14 protein-coding genes are annotated in these 17,491 nt (G+C 37.6%); 7 read left to right on the plus strand and 7 right to left on the minus strand.

What is annotated here, in order from left to right:
* The 3 genes from AC13DP_RS18535 to dnaE form a co-directional block, all read right to left on the minus strand.
* Positions 1–219, minus strand: a 219-nt coding sequence (locus AC13DP_RS18535) for a transposase (RefSeq protein WP_483068261.1), incomplete at its 3' end; no start/stop codon positions are given.
* A 462-nt stretch (positions 220–681) separates the two neighbouring features.
* Positions 682–999: a thioredoxin gene (gene trxA, locus AC13DP_RS18540; protein WP_013073791.1), complete on the minus strand. Its 318-nt coding sequence runs from the start codon at positions 997–999 to the stop codon at positions 682–684.
* 214 nt (positions 1,000–1,213) lie between these two features.
* Positions 1,214–5,602: a DNA polymerase III subunit alpha gene (gene dnaE, locus AC13DP_RS18545; protein WP_347407852.1), complete on the minus strand. Its 4,389-nt coding sequence runs from the start codon at positions 5,600–5,602 to the stop codon at positions 1,214–1,216.
* Positions 5,603–5,895: 293 nt separating this feature from the next.
* Here dnaE and AC13DP_RS18550 point away from each other — a divergent pair, with 293 nt between their 5' ends.
* Entirely contained in the window at positions 5,896–6,054 is a 159-nt protein-coding gene (locus AC13DP_RS18550) for a hypothetical protein (RefSeq protein WP_347407851.1), read from the plus strand.
* A gap of 361 nt (positions 6,055–6,415) precedes the next feature.
* Here AC13DP_RS18550 and AC13DP_RS18555 read toward each other — a convergent pair whose 3' ends face one another.
* Positions 6,416–6,865, minus strand: a complete 450-nt coding sequence (locus AC13DP_RS18555; protein ID WP_228249225.1) for a ferritin-like domain-containing protein — start codon at positions 6,863–6,865, stop codon at positions 6,416–6,418.
* 288 nt (positions 6,866–7,153) lie between these two features.
* Here AC13DP_RS18555 and AC13DP_RS18560 point away from each other — a divergent pair, with 288 nt between their 5' ends.
* The gene (locus AC13DP_RS18560; RefSeq protein WP_013073796.1) at positions 7,154–7,702 is read left to right on the plus strand and encodes a 30S ribosomal protein S16; all 549 of its coding nucleotides are present in this window, start codon (positions 7,154–7,156) and stop codon (positions 7,700–7,702) included.
* A gap of 14 nt (positions 7,703–7,716) precedes the next feature.
* A complete protein-coding gene (gene rimM / locus AC13DP_RS18565) occupies positions 7,717–8,244 on the plus strand; it encodes a ribosome maturation factor RimM (RefSeq protein ID WP_347407850.1) in 528 nt (175 codons plus the stop codon).
* An 856-nt stretch (positions 8,245–9,100) separates the two neighbouring features.
* On the opposite strand, the gene leuS is transcribed toward rimM, so the two are convergent.
* Both leuS and AC13DP_RS18575 read right to left on the minus strand, forming a co-directional pair.
* On the minus strand, positions 9,101–12,352 hold the full coding sequence (gene leuS / locus AC13DP_RS18570) for a leucine--tRNA ligase (RefSeq protein WP_347407849.1): 3,252 nt from the start codon (positions 12,350–12,352) through the stop codon (positions 9,101–9,103).
* Between the two features lie 491 nt (positions 12,353–12,843).
* On the minus strand, positions 12,844–13,773 hold the full coding sequence (locus AC13DP_RS18575) for a ketopantoate reductase family protein (protein ID WP_347407848.1): 930 nt from the start codon (positions 13,771–13,773) through the stop codon (positions 12,844–12,846).
* Positions 13,774–13,949: 176 nt separating this feature from the next.
* Here AC13DP_RS18575 and AC13DP_RS18580 point away from each other — a divergent pair, with 176 nt between their 5' ends.
* The 4 genes from AC13DP_RS18580 to truB all read left to right on the plus strand — a co-directional run bounded on the left by AC13DP_RS18580 (position 13,950) and on the right by truB (position 16,729).
* Entirely contained in the window at positions 13,950–14,828 is an 879-nt protein-coding gene (locus AC13DP_RS18580) for a cell division protein FtsX (protein ID WP_041579308.1), read from the plus strand.
* Between the two features lie 17 nt (positions 14,829–14,845).
* The gene (locus tag AC13DP_RS18585) at positions 14,846–15,100 is read left to right on the plus strand and encodes a DUF3098 domain-containing protein (protein WP_228249220.1); all 255 of its coding nucleotides are present in this window, start codon (positions 14,846–14,848) and stop codon (positions 15,098–15,100) included.
* A 3-nt stretch (positions 15,101–15,103) separates the two neighbouring features.
* A complete protein-coding gene (locus AC13DP_RS18590) occupies positions 15,104–15,898 on the plus strand; it encodes an undecaprenyl-diphosphate phosphatase (RefSeq protein ID WP_339813255.1) in 795 nt (264 codons plus the stop codon).
* Positions 15,899–16,009: 111 nt separating this feature from the next.
* Positions 16,010–16,729 (plus strand): tRNA pseudouridine(55) synthase TruB, encoded by a 720-nt coding sequence (truB, locus tag AC13DP_RS18595; RefSeq protein WP_483068262.1) that lies wholly within the window; start codon positions 16,010–16,012, stop codon positions 16,727–16,729.
* On the opposite strand, the gene AC13DP_RS18600 is transcribed toward truB, so the two are convergent.
* Entirely contained in the window at positions 16,726–17,280 is a 555-nt protein-coding gene (locus AC13DP_RS18600) for a DUF3575 domain-containing protein (RefSeq protein ID WP_228249218.1), read from the minus strand. The genes truB and AC13DP_RS18600 overlap by 4 nt on opposite strands.
* Between the last annotated feature and the right edge of the window lie 211 nt (positions 17,281–17,491).

Raw genomic sequence — 17,491 nt, forward strand, 5'->3', positions numbered from 1 at the left:
TTCTTTGTTCTTTTTGCTCATACTTTTTTGTTCCACTATAACCCTGGTTTCGCTGCGGTAAAGATCGGAATATTTTCTGAGCCATTTATAAACGGCGGTACGACTCACTCCGTACACATTGGTGACATCCAAAACCCGGAGATCACCCTGTTCGATTTTTTTCACTAAATCAAGTTTTAGCTCAACACTAAAAACCTGGCGTTGTTTACCTTTTTCCATTGTTTAAAAGTTTAAGAAAAAGGGCAACTTATTTCAGTCTTAGTCATAAAAGCTTTTAGCGCAAAAAATTCAACATTCAACATTAAAAATTAATAGTTCTGCTTCAATTCCGCTGTCATTTCGAGCGCAATGGAATGAAGCCGAGAAATCTCAACCAAATAAAAGGTTTCTCCAGTTTACCACTATGGCTTCGATACGATTGTTCCTTCGTTGCAATCACTCATCCGTCGCTAAATACTTCAAGGTTCAAAAGATGTTCTATCGAGAAGCTTTCTTTAGTACATTATACAGTATAAAGTCATTCAACATTCAACATTAAAAATTCAACATTTTCTCATGGCTCTTGATTCCTGATCCTCTACTCTATCTTCTAACGGCCAAGTGATCTCGATACTAGCCTAAATTCAAAAAACAAAAAACCCGGCAAAAGCCGGGTTCCGTATTATTCAAAATTTGTTTTGATTATAAAAGCTCGTTTAAAGCATCAGCATATGTGTTTTTAGGAGCAACACCTACCTGACGTCCTACTACTTCTCCGTTTTGGAAAATAAGTACGGTAGGGATATTTCTAACTCCGTATTTAGCAGCAAATTCCTGGTTGGCATCTACATCAAGTTTTCCTACCACTGCTTTTCCTTCATACTCACCGCTAAGCTCTTCGATTACCGGTCCTACCATTCTACAAGGCCCGCACCATGCTGCCCAAAAATCTACCATTACCGGTTTATCACTTTTTAAAACTGTTTCTTCAAAGTTTGCGTCTGTTATTTCAATAGCCATAATCGTTATTTTTCTAGTAATTTAAAATCAATACGTAAAAGTAGTCATTTATTTTCGGAAACCTTACATCCCCAATATTGGATTTCGTTATACGCTGATTGTCAATAATTATCTGGCGGGCTCTTTCCCTTCGATTACATCTTCGGGAATGACCGGGCTTTTCGCGCTACACGGTAGCTTGCTGCAATCCCTGCCCGATTGTTACAGGCTTGCATTAATTTAACTTATAAACCACCTGCTGCGCTTCCAGGTTTTCCAGTAATTCCGGACAAATTTTTACTTTTTGGCGCTTGCTGGGCATATGTAGCTTTAACTGCTCTTTCATTTCATATACCACAAAGTTCAGTTTATGATCCCCGCGATAACTTCTAAAAATATTTTTTAAAACCTCGATTTTCTCGTCCTTGAGTTCGTTGATATCTAATTGAATCGTAAGTTTTTTGGCATAAGTATCCATGATATCATGCAACAACTGGAAACTATTAAACTGAATCCTGGGTTCTCCTTTTTTGCCCGTATCTTTATTGGTCCAGCCTTCTTTGATAAAAGCTTTAATATGCACGAATGAATTAGGCACTAAAAAATGCCGGTTTTTAAGATACTCTTCCCCAAACATTCTAAATTCGTAAGATTCGTTATAATCTTCTACCGTAAACATCGCCCAGCCTTTTCCCATTTTAGACATCCTGTGTTGCACATCACTAATAACCCCACCAAAAGAGATCTCACGATTTACCACTTTTTCAAGCGCTCTAAAATCTGATAAACTACCGTTACAGAAATACTGGATTTCTTTCTTAAAATCATCTAGCGGGTGCCCGGAAATATAAATCCCTACCACTTCTTTCTCCCGTCGTAATTTCTCCATCGTTCCCCATTCTTCGCAGGGTGGCACACTGGGCTCCGGAATTTGAACTTCGCTGGCTTCACCAAATAAACTAACCTGAGATGAATTCTCATTTTCCTGAAATTTAGCTGCAAATTTCACCACTTTCTCCAGGAAGCTCATACCATCTCCTTCATCATGAAAATATTGCGCCCGGTGGGTTTCTTTAAAACAATCAAAACCTCCTGCCAGGGCAAGGTTCTCAAAAGCTTTTTTATTCGCAGCTCTTAAATCGATACGCTTAGCCATATCGAATATCGAACGGTATGGCCCGGCTTCCCCTTTTCGGTTTTCTACGATCGTGGCTACCGCACCGGCACCAACCCCTTTAATCGCTCCCATTCCAAACCGAACCGCATAATCTTTATTTACCGAGAATTTATAGTAAGATTCATTTACATCTGGACCAAGTACATTAAGCTTCATTCGCTTACACTCTTCCATAAAGAAGGTCACCTGCTTAATATCATTCATATTATTGGATAATACTGCCGCCATATATTCCGCAGGATAATGTGCCTTTAAATAAGCGGTTTGGTAAGCAATCCAGGCATAACAGGTAGAATGCGACTTGTTAAATGCATACGAAGCAAAAGCTTCCCAGTCTTTCCAGATTTTCTCTAAAACTTCAGTAGGATGTCCTTTAGCTTCCCCACCTCCAATAAATTTCGGTTTTAATTGCGCTAAAAGGGCTACTAATTTTTTACCCATCGCTTTACGAAGCATATCGGCTTCACCTTTGGTAAACCCAGCCAGTTTTTGCGAGAGTAACATCACCTGCTCCTGATAGACCGTAATTCCGTACGTCTCTTTTAGATATTCTTCCATATCCGGAAGGTCATAGCTAATCTCCTCGTCCCCATGCTTTCTGGCAATAAAGCTTGGAATATACTCCATCGGTCCGGGACGATACAACGCGTTCATCGCAATTAAATCGTCAAAAACCGTTGGTTTTAAGGCCTGCATGTGTTTCTGCATTCCGGGAGATTCATACTGAAATATCCCTACCGTTTCCCCACGTTGGAAAAGTTTATAGGTCTCTTCATCATCCAGCGGAAACTCATCAGGAACAAGGTCAATATTGTGTCTGCCTTTAACGATTTTGATGGTATCCTTGATCAGGGTTAATGTTTTTAACCCCAGAAAGTCCATTTTTAGCAGTCCGGCACTTTCTACAACCGAGTTATCAAACTGCGTTACATATAAATCGGAATCCTTTGCTACCGAAACCGGCACATAATTGGTAATATCACTGGGCGTAATAATTACCCCACAGGCATGAATCCCGGTATTTCTTACCGATCCTTCTAAAACACGGGCCTGGTTTACGGTTTGTGCTTCAAGATCATCCCCTTCGGCAATATTTAAAAGTTCGTTGATACTATCTACTTCTTCACTTCGGAATTTCGCCTTTAGGGCCTTTTCATCCATCCCGAAGATCTTCCCTAACTTGGTATTAGGAATCAGCTTGGCAATCCTATCGGCATCACTAAGCGGCAAATCCAAAACCCTGGCGGTATCCCGAATCGAAGATTTTGCGGCCATGGTGCCATAAGTGATAATCTGCGCCACCTGATTGGCGCCATATTTACCAATTACATAATCCATAACCCGGCTACGCCCTTCATCATCAAAATCGATATCAATATCGGGCATACTCACACGATCCGGATTTAAGAAACGCTCAAAAAGCAAATCGTACTTAATAGGGTCTATATTGGTAATTCCTAAACAATAGGCTACTGCACTGCCGGCAGCAGAACCCCTTCCCGGCCCCACCGAAACATCCAAATTCCTGGCTTCCCGAATAAAATCTTCAACAATTAAGAAATAACCCGGATATCCGGTATTTTCGATTACGGAAAGCTCAAAATCAAGTCGTTCTTTAATATCTGGAGTGATCTCGCCATAGCGATCTTCAGCCCCTCTAAAAGTAATATGTTTTAAATAGGCATTTTCGCCTCGCTTACCACCATCAACTTTATCTTCTTCGACTAAAAATTCTTCAGGAATGGTAAACGCGGGAAGCAGTACATCACGAGCCAATTCAAAAGGCTCGATTTTATCTACAATTTCTTTAATATTCGATATCGCATCAGGCAGATCTTTAAAGAGATTTTTCATCTCTTCTGCCGTCTTAAAATAATATTCCTGGTTTGGTAGGCCATAACGATAGCCCCTACCACGACCAATTGGGGTTGCCTGCTTTTCACCATCTTTTACACACAATAAAATATCGTGCGCATTGGCATCGTCTTTTTTCCAGTAATAGGTATTATTGGTGGCGATTAATTTTATATCATGTTTTTTGGAAAACTCAATCAATACCTGGTTTACGCGATTTTCGTCTTCCTGATTATGGCGCATGATCTCGATATACAGATCATCGCCAAACTCTTCTTTCCACCATAGCAAGGCTTCTTCAGCTTGCTTTTCACCAACATTTAAAATCTTACTGGGCACTTCCCCATACAGGTTACCGGTAAGTACAATCACATCTTCTTTATACTGCTTTACAACCTCTTTATCGATTCTGGGCACATAATAGAATCCATCGGTATAGGCTTTTGACGACATTTTGGCCAGATTGTGATAGCCTTTTTTGTTTTTGGCCAACATCACCACCTGGTAACCGTTGTCTTTTCTGGATTTATCGGTGTGATTTTCGCAAACAAAAAACTCACAACCAATAATTGCTTTTAATTCTTTGGCCTGTGCCGGCTCGCCGTTTGCTTCGGCTTCTTCATTTTTAGCCTGAACATTCTTATTATAGGCACCAACTTCTTTTACAAAATGAAAGGCCCCCATCATATTGGCATGATCGGTAAGCGCTACTGCCGGCATATTTTGCTCGCCTGCGGCATTTACAAGATCGGCAATACTTATGGTGGACTGTAATACCGAGAATTGCGAATGATTATGAAGATGAGCAAAAGGAACCTCATCTAATTTTTCAAGGTTTTCCTCAATCTCTTCTGTAGTGATCTCATCGGTTGGTTGTAATTTCTCCAACCTTTTTCGAATTGCTTCAGAAGCTTTCTTTAGATTTATATGTTTTAAACCAATGGGCTGAAACGGCTCTGGATTAGCTTCAATATAATCTTCAAAATAACCGGGAGCGGTTTTTAATTCCTCTGCAGAATAGGATCTTTTTCTAACCAGTTCCAGAAAGCAGCGTGTTGTAGCCTCAACATCGGCCGTTGCATTGTGTGCTTCGCCAAAAGGCTCATCAAAAAGATATTCGTGTAACTCGGTAAGCGTGGGCAGTTTAAATTTTCCCCCACGACCACCGGGAATTCTACACATCTCTGCCGTTGTTTCTGTACAGGTATCCAAAACGGGAAGTTCCAGTAATTGGCTATCCATCCCGGCACGATGCAGCTCGGCTCCCATAATATTCACATCAAAACCAAGATTTTGCCCAACGATAAATTTGGTTTTCCCCAAAGCTTCGTTGAACTTCTCTAGCATTTCTTCCAGTGAAATCCCTTCTTCCCGGGCCAGGTCGGTTGAAATTCCGTGTACACGCTCAGCATCATAAGGAATATCAAAACCTTCCGGTCTTACCAGGTAATCCTGATGCTCTATAAGATTCCCCATCTCATCATGTAACTGCCATGCGATCTGTATACATCGTGGCCAGTTATCAGAATCGGTTAAAGGCGCATCCCAACGCTTTGGCAATCCGGTGGTTTCGGTATCAAAAATTAAATACATCAGCTTTTAGTTTAGTACCCTGCAATGAAGAAAAAGGGCAGTTCAGCAACATCTTATCTTGCAAAACTAAGCATAATTTAAGCTGAGAAAAAGTCTAATTTTAATCAGTTATTAACCATTGATTTTGCAGTTCACACCGTAGCCTTGCAGTTCGTCTGAGAAGACTAACATTCAAAGAAAATAGAAATATACTATAGTATAAAACCAAAGCCCTAAAGGTTAATTAACATTTAATGAACTGCAATTGCTTAAGTAATTTATAAGTTTAAGCATAACCTATTTAAATTTATATCATGAGTATTAAAGACTTAAAAATCGGACAAGCATTATCTAAAAGTGAATTAAAGACAATAGAGGGAGGTTATTTCCCAACTAAAGAACAATATTATCAAAATCCTAATGATCCAAAATGGGATATTTACGGTGATAACCTTTATGACTGTTACAATTAATAAGATTTTTTAATCTTATTAAATAGGCCCTCTAAATACGTATTTAGAGGGCCTATTTAATACATAAAGTGTTTTAAAAAAACATCTGCGCTATTGTAAATTTTCTTTCCTAATAAAAAGTCAATAATGTATTTTATTAAATATACTGAACTTTCTTAAGTTGCGTGACATGACTATTAAGCTTATTCTAACCATTCCATTATAACCTACACCTATTTCTTAACAGGATAAAAAACCTCACGGTAATTGAAGCTAAACTCCTTTTCCGTGAGGCTTGTGATACGAACATTAAAACTACTACTACTTCAATCAAACATCTATCCGCATCTTAATCTATTTTCTTTTTCAGGCAATTTTTTAATTAGTCGTATTGATGCTCTAAAGATTTCACTTCATTTAAAGAAGCTACAATCGCATTTTTCTGTTTTAACAGTACATTTTGAGTAGAAGGCGGAATGCTGGTATCCTTTAGAATCTTTTCATACTCTTCTACAGCAATTTTTTCGCCTCTTACCGCTTCTTCTAAAACTGCTTCTTCTTTATTGCCAGACAAGGTGGTTTTCAGATTCATCCATGTACGATGGGCATCTGCTGCAAGGCTACTGCCTTTATCAGGATTTTCACCAAAATTTCGAATTTCAGCTTTTAGCTCATGTCCAAAATCATATCGTTCCTTGGCTCGCTCAGAAAAAAAAGCTTTCAGGTTCTCACTTTTTATATGCTCTGCTGCAAATTTATATCCCTTCTCTGCATCATAGTTTTTTTCTAACAGCTCATTTAGCTTCTCTGCAACCTCTTCTGAATATTTCATAACATTTTCTTTTTCTTTCATAACCAGTATAAAATTACGATGCATTTATGGCTGCAACAACCTATTTAACAGGGTTTAGCACTAATTAACTGCTTTTAACTTATAGTCTAAATTGCATCTATATTTATTCCCAAATTTTATTCCCAATTTTTTAGTATCTCATAAATAAAAATCTCAGTTTTTACTCTACCATAATATTTTTTAGCCAACCTCTTGTAAATTAGAAAAATGTAGTATCTTTGCAGCCTTATTAATAATAGGGGTCGGGAACCCCATAAATTAATTTTTATGCCTGTAAAAATCAGATTACAAAGACACGGTAAAAAAGGAAAACCTTTTTATTGGATCGTAGCCGCAGATGCGCGTGCTAAAAGAGATGGTAAATTCCTAGATAAATTAGGAATCTACAATCCAAACACTAACCCTGCTACTATAGAGTTAGATGTAGATGGAGCCGTAAAATGGTTACAGAATGGTGCACAGCCAACAGATACAGCTCGTGCTATTCTTTCTTACAAAGGTGCTTTATTAAAGAAACACCTTGCCGTTGGAGTTAGAAAAGGCGCTTTAACCGAAGAAGAAGCTGAGAAGAAATTCCAGGCTTGGCTAGAGGAAAAAGAAGGCAAGATCAACGACAAAAAAGAAAACCTTTCTAAAGCAGAGCAAGAAGCAAAAGATAAAGCTTTAGCTGCAGAGAAAGAAGTAAACGCTAAACGTGAAGCTGCCGCTGCAGAAGCTGCTGCTGTTACTGAAGAAGGCGAGCCAGAAGCTAATGTTGAAAAAGAAGTAGACGAAGCAACTGCAGAAGAAGCTAAAACTGAAGAAAAACAAGGTTAATTTCATAGCTGGCGATGACTAAAGAAGAATGTTTCTACTTAGGTAAAATCGTTAGCAAGTTTAGCTTTAAGGGGGAAGTGCTGATCAAATTAGATACAGACGAACCTGAATTGTACACAGAAATGGAATCAGTTTTTGTTGAATATAACAACAATCTGGTTCCATTTTTCTTTGAAAAAACCTCCCTGCACAAAAGCACCTTACTCCGTGCAAAAATTGAAGATATCGACTCTGAAGATGATGCAGAAGATATGATTGGTTGTGAGCTTTATCTTCCACTTACCCTACTCCCTGAACTGGATGACGACCAGTTTTATTACCACGAAATTATTGGCTTTAAAGTGATGGATGCGACTCATGGCGATATTGGAGAAATCACCTCAATAAACGATAGCACAGCCCAGGCATTGTTCGAAATCAAGAAAGATGATAAAGAGATTCTTATTCCCATGAATGATGAATTTATCGAAGAAATCGACAAGCCCAACAAAACCATCCATCTTATTACTCCTGAAGGACTTATTGACCTGTATTTAGATTAGAGTTTAGACCGCTGCGCTTTTGGAGTATAGAAAAGAGATTCAAGAGTTAAGAATCAGGAATCAAGATTAAATATTTTAAATATAAAACCTTGAATCCTTTTTGATTGAATGGCTGAACGCTGTAAACAGTATACTGAGACCAGAATGCTTCGCTGCTAAATTTTAGAATACAGACTAGAAAATTTGAAGATGCGGTAATTTGATAATAGACTAATTAGTCTTTATTATCAAGAGAAAAATCGCAAAGAAGACCAGAGGAATATTTTGAATGCCGAATGTTATATTTTGAAGTTCCTTTTTAAAAATTTATTGTCACTTCGAGTGATTTCGAGGCACGAGAAATTGTATCGAGAAGTGCTTAGATGTTAGATTTTAAATCGCCTCGCTCTAAGAAGTTAGAACATAGACTATTTGGGAATGTGATAATTTAATAATGCTTAAATGTGCTGATTTGGAAACAAAAATGAATAAAGAATCGTGACTTAAAATCTTGAGTTTTGCAACCTTCCTGCTATGGAAAAACAATAATTATATTTAGATTTCTCGACTTCACTTCGTTGCGCTCGAAATGACTACTATTTACTAATTATTGCTCATCACTCAGCTTTCTAATACAAATTCTATATTTTTTCAACTCAATTATTCGAGAAAACGATTGGTCATTCCGAGCGAGGTACGAGTCGAGAAATCTCCTAAAATTTAACTTCATATCAATAAGAACGCCTCTAAAGAGCTATAGATTAGAATGTCAAACTTTTAAATGAGACGGATAAATAAAAAACCTCACAGTCCCGATAGCCATACGGGATAACCTGTGAGGTTTGTATGTATTAATTGATAAGCACTTTAGCTAAAACTACCCTACAATATTTACAATCTTACCTGGTACCACAATCACTTTTTTAGGTGTTCTACCGTTTAATTGTTTTTGCGTACGCTCGTCTGCCATTACCGTTTTTTCAATGTCATCTTTACTCATATCCATTGGTAACTCCATCGTAAAACGCATTTTACCGTTAAATGAAATGGGATAATTTTTAGTGCTTTCTACTAAAAATTTCTCTTCAAACTCTGGATAGGTAGCGGTTGAAATGGATTCGGAATGTCCAAGCTTACTCCATAATTCTTCAGCAATATGTGGAGCATACGGCGCTATTAAAACTGCTAAAGGTTCTAGAACTTCGCGACTATTACATTTTTGCGCGTTCAATTCGTTTACACAAATCATAAACGTAGAAACCGAGGTGTTAAAACTGAAATTCTCGATATCTTCGGTTACTTTTTTAATGGTTTTATGCAGTGTTTTTAAAGAATCTGCCGAAGCTTTTTCCTCGGAAACCTCAAATTGATCGTTTTTGAAATATAACTTCCAAAGTTTCTTCAAAAAATTATGTACCCCGGTAATTCCGGCGGTATTCCAGGGTTTTGCCTGATCGATAGGCCCAAGAAACATTTCGTACATGCGTAATGTATCTGCGCCGTAATCTTCACAAATATCATCTGGATTCACTACATTGTATTTGGACTTCGACATTTTTTCAACCTCACGACCTACAATATAAGCTCCGCTTTCTTCAGTAAGAAATTCCGCTTCCTTAAATTCCGGCCTCCAGTTTTTAAAAGCTTCAACATCTAATTCATCAGAAGCATTTACATATTCTACCGGAGCGTGAATAGCCTGTACCGATTTTCCTTCACTAAGATTTTTAGAAACAAATTTGTTTTCTCCTTCAAGGCGATACACAAAAGCACTTGTTCCTAAAATCATTCCCTGGTTGATCAGCTTTTTAAAAGGCTCTTCTACCTTTAGATATCCGCGATCTTTTAAGAATTTGGTCCAGAATCTGGAATATAATAAATGCCCGGTGGCATGCTCGCTTCCACCGATGTATAGATCTACATTTTCCCAATAATCTAATGCCGCTTCAGAGGCAAAAACCTCATCGTTTCCGGCATCCATATAACGGAACAAATACCAGCTACTACCCGCCCAACCCGGCATGGTATTCAGCTCTAAAGGAAATATCGTTTCATCATCAATCTTATCATTACTCACCACTTTATTGGCTGCAGTATCCCAGGCCCAATTGATCGCATTCCCTAATGGCGGTTCACCGGTTTCGGTTGGCAAATATTTTTCAACTTCAGGTAAATGCAATGGCAAATGCGCTACATCGATGATTTGGGGTAAGCCATTTACATAGTATACCGGGAATGGTTCCCCCCAATACCGCTGACGAGAAAATACGGCATCTCTTAAACGATAATTGGTTTTACCGTAGCCTGCACCTATTTCTTCTAACTTAAGAATGGCTTTTTGTAGCGCTTCTTTGTATTCTAATCCACTTAAAAAATCAGAATTAGCGATTACCGTTCCTTCTTTACCACTATGGGCCTCTTCAGAAATATCGGCATTTTCAAAAATATCTTTTATAGGGATTTCAAAATGCTTTGCAAAATCATAATCCCGTTGATCTCCGCATGGCACTGCCATTACTGCTCCCGTTCCGTAACCTGCCAACACATAATCACCGATCCAAATTGGCACTGGTTCTTTAGTAAACGGATGCTCTGCGTACGCACCGGTAAAAGCTCCGGAAATCGTTTTTACATCGGCCATTCGCTCACGCTCACTCCGTTTTGCAGTCGCTTCAATATAAGCCTCTACTTCTTCACGCTGCGCATCAGTAGTTATTTCTTTTACTAACTCATGTTCTGGTGCAAGCGTCATAAACGTCACTCCAAAAATCGTATCTGGTCTAGTGGTGAACACCTTAATCCCCCTAGCCCCCGAAGGGGGAATATTGCTTTCGTTTTCCTGATCTGAATAATCCTTTAATTGTGCTAAATTATTACTGACTTGTTCAAGAATAACATCAATATCACCTAAAACTTCCTCATTTTTAAATCTTAAAACTTCGAAACCTCTGTCTGCAAGAATTTTTGTTCGCTCTTCATCATATTCTTTAGTCTCCTTATGAATTCCGCCATCGACCTCAATCACTAATTTCTTTGAAAGACAAACAAAATCTACAATAAAATCACCTATTAAGTGCTGTTGCCTAAATTTATAGCCGTCCAGTTGCTTATTCCTAAGTTGAGACCATAGCGCAGCTTCTGCTTCGGTTGGATTGTTTCTATTTTCTTTTGCCTTTTCAATTAGAAGATGGGAGTTATTGCCTCCCGTCATATAACCGTGTTTTGCTTTCTCTTCCCCTTTGGGGAAGGATAGGATGGGGAACTCTACTATAGCTCCAACCGATTTCCCGATCCAGTTACGCTGACTTTCCTTTAAACTGTCAGTCCAGTCCAGCTCTTCCAAGCCCTTAAGCAAACGCTCTGCAAAAGCAGAAATTCGCATGCTCCACTGGGTCATTTTCTTACGGATTACCGGATAACCGCCACGTTCTGAAACGCCGTTTACAATCTCATCGTTGGCCAACACCGTTCCCAATTGTGGACACCAGTTTACTTCGGTTTCAGCTAAGTAAGTTAATCGGTACTTTAGTAAAACTCGTTGTTTTTCTTCAGAAGAAAACTTATTCCACTCCTCTGATGAAAAATCTTCGATAGCATCATCACAAGCAGCTTTTACCCGTGTATTCCCTTCGGAAGCAAAAATTGCTTCAAGTTCAGAAATCGCTCTTGATTTATTAGCTTCTAAATCGTACCAGGATTCAAATAACTCACTAAAAATCCATTGCGTCCATTTGTAATACTCGGGATTACTGGTACGCACTTCTCTACTCCAATCGAAACTAAACCCAATTTTATCTAATTGCTCACGATATCTTGCAATATTCTCCTTAGTCGTAATTGCAGGATGTTGCCCGGTTTGAATGGCATATTGCTCAGCCGGCAGTCCAAAACTATCGTAACCTTGTGGATGTAATACATTAAAACCTTTATGGCGTTTATAGCGTGCATAAATATCACTGGCAATATAACCTAGCGGATGCCCCACATGTAAACCGGCGCCCGATGGATAAGGAAACATATCCAGCACATAATACTTTGGTTTCCCTGAGGAGTTTAATGCTTTAAAAGTCTGGTTTTCTGCCCAATACTTTTGCCAGTTGGCTTCAATGTCGTTGAAGTTGTAGTTCATTTTCTTTCTATTTCTGAACGTCCTAAACGGACTTTATTTTAATCGGAACTCGATAATCGAGATTAAATACTTAAGACCAGCCTCGCAATAAAAAAATCTTCTAATAAAAGTTTTATGGGCTTTTCTTAAGGTAATTTCCTGAATTCCGTAATTATCAATTGTTAACAATCGCTGCAAATTTACAATTTTAAACCAGTTGGGAGCAATTAAGAATGGAAATAGGTTGCCGTTTGATTCGCTGTCAGCGCTTAACTATCAGCTTTTAGATTTCTCCATTTCGCTACGCTTCACCTGCCTGCCGGCGAGGCAGGGTCGAAATAACAGCACACAATTACCTGAAAAATAAGCCATTCACTCCAACTGACCGCGGCAGATCATAAACAACATTCGATAGTTCATAATCAATTCAAAATTCAACATCACCACTCTTGTTTCCTGATTCTTGACTCCTCATTCCAATTCTGAATTCTAACCTCTAAAAGCAAAGCGACCTAACTCCTTCTCGCTTCCTTTTCCATCGGTAACAATGCGCGATAAATAAATTCGTTCACCGGAGTTTCGATTCCTAATTTCTTGCCTTGTTCTACAATATAGCCGTTGAAATTTTCTAATTCTGAAGGTCGCCCCTCCATAATATCCCGCTGTGTAGAAGCAGTAGCCGTCATTCCCTGGTTACCGATAAACTGAAATAACTGCGCTACATCTTCATCATTAAAATCTACTCCTTTTGCCTGCGCTATCGCCTGAATTTCGAGTCCGGTTTTCTTTAAAATACCCTGCAAATAATCGTCCTGCCACATTTTGCCAATACTTACTCGGGTTAAACCTCCCAAACCGCTAACGGTGGCAATAAAACTGAATTTCTTCCAAATCGCTTTATGAATATCATCTGGAACAATTCCTTTAAAGCCAGAATTGTTGAAAATTTCCTTCAATTTTAAAACACGCTCAGATTTTTCGTTATCTAGTTCCCCAAAAATGATTTCAGGATCAAATTGGAAGTGATTAATCACTCCCGGAGCTTCCTTTTTACTGTAAATTCGGCAAAAACCAGCTAAAACATTCTTTTTAGGCAATACTTCCTGAAGCTTTTCCATATTATCGGCGCCATTTTGCAGTGGCAACACCATAGTTTCTACAGTAATTATCGATTTTAGATGTTTTGCGGCATCTTTTATTTGCCAGGATTTTAAGCCAAAAATCACCAAATCTGGCGATTCAATTTCACTAATATCATCGGTTGCTTTTGCAGGATTTACTGTAAAATCACCATTTACACTTTTAACTATTAATCCGTTTTCCTTTATGGCTTTTAAACTTTCATTTCTGGCCATAAAGGTAACGTCGTGACCTGCCTGCGCAAGCCTACCGCCAAAGTAACCACCTACCCCGCCGGTTCCGTAAACTAGAATTTTTATCATTTTTCTTTTTCAGCTTTATTTAGCTATTAAGATTGGATATTTTAATAGCATTTTCACAAAAATTGATTGATTATACCTCAAATTTACGCTTTTCAGAATAATTAATAAAGTTTGGACGTTAAGAAAGTCTTGAAACCGTTTACTTTATTATTTTTACAAAAAATTGGTAGCTGTTTATGAGCACATCTTTTGAACGATATCAAAAGCGACGTTTAATTTCATCGTACTTCTCTGTAGTGCTAAGTATCGCACTGGTACTGTTTCTACTGGGAATGTTGGGCTTACTGGTATTAAATACCAAAAAAGTAGCCGATCATTTTAAGGAACAAATTGCAATCACCGTTTATTTTAATGATGATGCCAAAGAAGAGGCCATGCAGAATCTTACCAAAAGTTTAGACACTGCTTCGTATACAAGATCGGTAACTTTTGTGTCTAAGGAAGAAGCTGCAAAGCAAACCAAAGAAGCCATTGGTGAAGATTTTATGGAATTTCTGGATTATAATCCGCTCCAAAACTCTATAGATGTGTATATGAATGCCGATTTTGTTTCTTCAGAAAAAGTAGAAGAAATTGCCGCCAAACTTTCAGAAAATAGTGCCGTAGACGAAGTTTCTTATGATAAGCCTTTAATTTCATTACTGAATAACAATCTTAAGAAAATTAGTTTTTGGGTGTTGATCGTTAGCGCTTTATTTACGTTTATAGCGGTTTTACTAATAAACAGCTCTATAAGGCTATCGGTTTACTCTAAGCGATTTACTATAAAAACAATGCAAATGGTGGGCGCCACTAAAGGCTTTATTCGCCGTCCATTTATCTGGAATAGTGTAAAATTAGGAATGATTGGTGCCATAGTAGCCCTTATAGGTATGGCAGCAGTAATTTACTATCTAAACAATAGTTTTGCCGAGCTAAACCTGCTTGCCGATAAAAAGATTATATTAGCTTTGTTTGGCGGTGTTTTTCTAACCGGGATTATTATCACCTGGTTAAGTACATTTTTCGCTACCACCAGATTTCTAAATTTAAAAACAGATGAGCTTTACTATTAAAGCTAAAATCATATAACATGAGCAATAACACCAAACCCCAACAACAGGATAAAAATTTTGTATTCGGTAAAAAGAATTACAAATTCATGTTTATCGGTCTGGCAGTAATCGCTTTAGGATTTATTTTGATGGCAGGTGGCGGTAGCGACGATCCTAATGAATTTAATGAAGCTGTTTATAATTTTCAGCGCATTCGCCTTGCCCCAACCATTGTTTTAATTGGTTTTGGCATTCAGGTTTATGCGATTTTAGTAAACCCAAACAAAAAATAGAATTTGGATACTTTAGACGCCATCATCCTGGGAATAATTCAGGGATTAACTGAATTTTTACCCGTTTCTTCCAGCGGACATTTAGAATTAGGAAAAGCTATCTTAGGAGATAGCAGTCTTCCCGAAGAATCTATGATGTTTACCGTTGTACTTCATTTTGCTACGGCTTTAAGTACTATTGTCGTTTTTAGAAAAGATATATTTAATATTTTTAAAGGTCTTTTTCAGTTTAAATGGAACGAAGAAACTCAATTTTCAGCTAAGATTATTATCTCTATGATTCCGGCTGCCCTTATTGGTGTTTTCTTCGAAGATTATTTAGAAGAACTTTTTGGCGGAAGCGTAATTTTTGTTGGTTTTATGCTCATCATTACCGCTCTTTTACTATGGCTGGCAGATAAAGCAAAAGATACTGGTAAACCAGTATCTTTTATGAACGCTTTTGTAATTGGTGTTGCACAAGCCATCGCTATGCTACCGGGAATTTCACGAAGCGGTTCTACCATTTCGACTTCTGTACTTTTAGGCAACGATAAAACCAAAGCAGCACGTTTTTCATTTTTAATGGTAGTGCCGCTAATATTTGGTAAAATCGCTAAAGACCTATTAGATGGTAACATTACTGAAGAATCGGTTGGCGGTTCTCATCTTATTATAGGTTTTGTGGCTGCATTTTTATCCGGCCTTGTTGCCTGCACCTGGATGATATCTTTAGTACGAAAAAGTAAACTTTCTTATTTCTCCATTTACTGCTTTATCGTAGGAATCTTTGCCATTGCCTTTGGGTATTTTGCTTAATTTATTCTGAACCTATAGCTGAAACGACTTAAATTTTCAACAAAAACTAAAATCATTACCCACGATCCTAAATTTGTATTTAAGTTTGAAGCTTTAAATAGATTTTAATATATGGATCATCCAATTATTACTGCAGAAGAATTTAAAACAGGGCAAATCTTACTTTTTGACAAGCCCTTAAACTGGACGTCTTTTCAGTTAGTGAATAAAGTACGATGGATGATTCGCAAAAGCTGTGATATTAAAAAGATTAAAGTAGGCCATGCAGGAACTTTGGATCCTTTAGCAACAGGACTTTTAATTATTTGCACGGGGAAATTCACTAAAAGAATACCCGAACTTCAGGGCCAAATTAAAGAATATACCGGTACTTTTTGCCTTGGTTCCACCACAGCTTCTTACGACCTGGAAACCGAAATCGACGAAACGTTCCCCATAGATCACATTACCGAAGAAAATATAGCAGAAACTACAAAAAGTTTTATTGGCGATATTGAACAATTGCCTCCGGTATTTTCTGCATTAAAAAAAGACGGAAAACGACTTTATGAATATGCCCGTAAAGGAGAGGAGGTTGAAATAAAACCAAGAACCATAAGTATTAAAGAATTTGAAACTGATGCTTCAGACTTTCCAGATATTAACTTTAAAGTAGTTTGTAGTAAAGGGACTTACATAAGAAGTCTTGCCCACGATTTCGGAAAAAAATTGAATAGCGGTGCGCACCTTTCTTCATTAAGAAGAACAAAAATTGGTGATTTTTCTATAGAAAACAGTTTAGGCCTTGATGATTTTGAAAAGCAATTACCAAGACCTGTTTCAGGTGCTTAAAAACGCTTACCTATAGTAATTCCTACACGCGGGTAAACTTCAATATCGTTACTATCACCAAACAACCTACCGGCACCGGCATAAATTTCGCCTATATAATTATTACGGGTTAGTAATTTAAATCCTACAGCCGCCCCTAAACCAAAATTCGTTGTTTTTTTGTCGTACACACTTATGCTGTCTTCCCTATACTCCCCATTGTCATCATAATAATATTCATAGCGATTATAAATATCGCGGTAAGTTGCAATTGCCGAATTAGCTTCGATAAAAAAACCGGCATTCTTTTTCTTACCAAAAAACAAACGATAATACGGACTCAAAATAAAACGTAATGACATATCCTCTGCGTTGTCTAAACCTATTGCTATCGAAGCACCAACACTACTGTTATCTTCCAAAAAGTATTCATAAGTAAGCTCTGGAACACCGGCAATAGACATGGCTAAATTGAGTTTTAATTCCTGCTTGGTTTCATCTGAATCCTGCTCTTGCTGAGCATTAATAATCGAGGAAGTACACACAAAAAATAAGAGTAAAATTTTTTTCATTTTATTGATTGATGAATTGGTTAAATAATACGCAAAATATTAAATTACCAATGCATATCGCTACTATATTTTAAAATTTTATAAAATATGGTTTAATTTACACAAGACCTGCTAAATAAGTTTTACCATAAATACAATTTAAATAAAACTCTTAACTAAGCTATTGGAATATAAACTTTAAAAAATGCTAACTTCCATGCAAAATTACAAA

It is taken from the genome of Zunongwangia sp. L-65 (assembly GCF_056859415.1).